We start from the raw sequence: 2,987 nt of genomic DNA on the forward strand, positions 1-2,987 counted from the left end.
ACCTAGAGAGGCATTTCATGAAGCACGGGACCCCAGCCCACCGTGGGCTGAACACATTCGCCTGCCGCGGGCTGATGGCTGCAACCCTGGCCCTGATGGGGCAAGGCGCGTCGGCAGGTGAGTTCAACATCGGCACCGGTGTCTACGACATCACCGGGCCGGTGGCCGAGACGGGCATGTTCGGCTACGTCGCGCAGCAAGAGGCCGACGGCCTGCACATGCGGCTGCGAGCGCGGGCCTTCATCATCCAGAGCCCGACGAGCGGCAAGCGGGTCGTCTATGTGAACGCCGACCTTGGCGCGATGTTCCAGTCGATCAAGCTCGAGGTCGTCAAGAAGCTCAAGGCCAAGTACGGCAACCTCTACGACCACAGCAACGTGATGCTGGCCGCCACGCATACCCATTCGGGCAACGCGGGCCACTCGCACTACACGCTCTACACACTGGCCTCGGCCGACAAGTCGCTCTTCGGCTACAGCTCGCAGGCCTACAACGCCGCCGTCAACGGCATCGTTGCGGCGATCGACCGGGCGCATCAAAACCTCGCACCTGGCAGCGTCGAGCTGGTCCAGGGAGAGTTGCTTGGCGCCACGCGCAACCGCTCTGCGCTGGCATACCAGACCAACCCGGAGGTGAACCAGTCGCCCTACGACACCAACAAGACGATGACCCAGCTGAAGTTCCGCAAGGACAACGGCCAGGAGGTCGGCTTGCTGAACTGGTTCTCGATCCACCCGACCGCGCTGAGCATGCTGCAGACCAAGATCAGCTCGGACAGCAAGGGCTACGCCGAGTCGTTCTTCGAGCGCTCGAAGGCCAGCGACTACAGCGCGCGCGAAACCTTCGTCGCGGCCTTCTCGAACAGCGATGAAGGCGACGTCGTCTCGTCACAAGGTAATGCGCACTCGGCCCCCGGCTACGAAGGCAGCCCCGACGAATACACCAACGTCGAGGTCGACGGCAGCCGGCAGCTGCAGAAGGCGAAGGAGCTATACGCGCAGACCGGCCAGCGGCTGTATGACCGCATCGACTACCGCCACCAGTGGACGGCGATGAACGGCTTCGTCGTGCGGCCCGAGTTCACCAAGACCTCGGCGAAGACGCTGTGCACCGCGGCGCGCGGCTACTCGATGGCGGCCGGCGGCGAGAACGGCCCCGGCACCATCCCCGGCATGTACGAGGGCATGACCAACGAGAACACCAACCTGGCCACGGCCGCCGAGTTGTTCCTGACTTCGCCATTGGCCAGCGCGATCCTGTTCACCTTCAACGTCGTCACGCTCGGCGCCGACGACCCTTGCCAATGGCCCAAGCCCAACATGCTGGCCACCGGCGCGCTCGACTGGGTGCCCGAGGTGCTGCCGCACCAGGTGATGGTGGTCGGCCCGCTGGCGATCATCGGCGTGCCATATGAGGTGACCACGATGTCCGGCCGCCGCATTCGCRCACAGGTGCTGCAACAGCTGGCCGGGCAGGGGGTGACCACCGCGGTGATCGCCGGCTTGTCGAACAGCTACTCCGGTTATCTCGCCACGCACGAAGAGTTCCAGCTGCAGCACTACGAGGGCGCCAGCACCGAGTACGGGCCTTATGCCAGCGCGGCCGTCGAGCAGATCACGCACGACCTGTCCGCGGCACTGGCGCAAGGCACCACATTGGCCGACACCGGTACGCCGCCGGACAAGTCGAACGAGATCCGGCTGGAACGCCCCGGCGTGGTGTTCGACGACAAGCCGCTGTTCCAGAGCTTCGGCCAGGTGCTGACGCAGCCCAACAGCAGCTACGCGCGTGGCAGCAAGGCGGTGGTCACCTTCCGCGCCGGGCACCCGAAGAACAACCTGCGCACGCAAGACACCTTCCTCAAGGTCGAGCGACTGAACGGCTCGAACTGGGACACCGTCGCCAACGACTGGGACTTCGAGACCACCTACACCTGGCGCCGCGAAGGCATCGCCAATTCGCGGGTCGACGTGGAGTGGCGCATTCCGGCCAACGCGCAGCCCGGCACCTACCGCATCCGCCATTTCGGTCATTGGAAGAGCGGCTGGACGGGGGCTATCTCGGCCTATTCCGGCACGTCACGAACTTTTCAAGTGAACTGACTATCGTCGGGCGCCGCTTACGAGGCGGTGTCCCGACTCCAGTCATAAAACGATGAAGCCGTTTCAATCCATCGCTTTGACGGCAGCCTGCACAGGCATCGTGTTGCTCGGGTGGGCCGTCAGCGGCAACTCTGCGATCCAGGAAGCCGCTGCGTCGCTCGGCCCCGCTGCCACCGCCCCACCCGCTGCGCTGGCCGCGGCGGCGGGTGTTGCCACCATGGACAAGGTCGAGAAGCCCCGCACCCGCGACGAGCGCAGCGGCCTGAGCCGGCAACTTGCCACCGCACTCGGCGGCGCCGGTGACCTGTCTCAATCGCTACGACAGCTGGAAAAGCTTTGCGGCGGCACCGCGCCCAGCCCCTGCCTCGACGAGGTTCTTGCAGGCCTGTCCGCGTCGCAACGACAAACGCTGACCGACATCCTGGCTCGCCTGCCGCTGCTCGGGCCGCAGATGTCGGCGTTGCTGATGTCGACCCAGCAGCCGCTGCAAGAGCGCATCGACGCGGTCAGCCGCGTGCGGGCCCTGGTGCTGGGTGCCGACAATGCGCAGCTGCTGTTCGGCCGGCAAGAGGCGCAGTTGCGTTACCAGGCCCAGCTCGACCAGTTCATCGAGCGTGATGCCGCCCATCTGCCGCTGGCGCAACGCCTGGCCGCGGCCGAGGCGCTGCGTGCCCCGTTGTTGCAGGCCGAACCGGCCCCGGCGGCCAACGATCCCAACGAGCGCGCCCGTCAGTACCAGCTCACGCTGCGCCTGACCTTGTTGGACGCAACCAACGAGGCTGACAAGGCCCGGCTGATCGCGCAGGTGCGCGGCCAGTTCTTCCCGCCCGAGCAGGTCGAGCAGCTCGCCCGCAACGACCGCTTCGACGCGCAGCAGTACGACCG

General features: G+C 66.2%; 2 protein-coding genes. Both read left to right on the top strand.

The genetic code is table 11. The features are described 5' to 3' along the window. The first annotated feature begins 74 nt into the window (after window positions 1–74). Window positions 75–2,102: a neutral/alkaline non-lysosomal ceramidase N-terminal domain-containing protein gene (locus tag AC1DYI_RS31140; protein ID WP_477207984.1), complete on the top strand. Its 2,028-nt coding sequence runs from the start codon at window positions 75–77 to the stop codon at window positions 2,100–2,102. Between the two features lie 52 nt (window positions 2,103–2,154). Continuing rightward, a partial coding sequence (locus AC1DYI_RS31145) for a hypothetical protein (protein WP_477207985.1) occupies window positions 2,155–2,987 on the top strand: 833 nt, incomplete at its 3' end.

The sequence above is a fragment of the Ideonella sp. P3_A4 genome, from assembly GCF_056403075.1.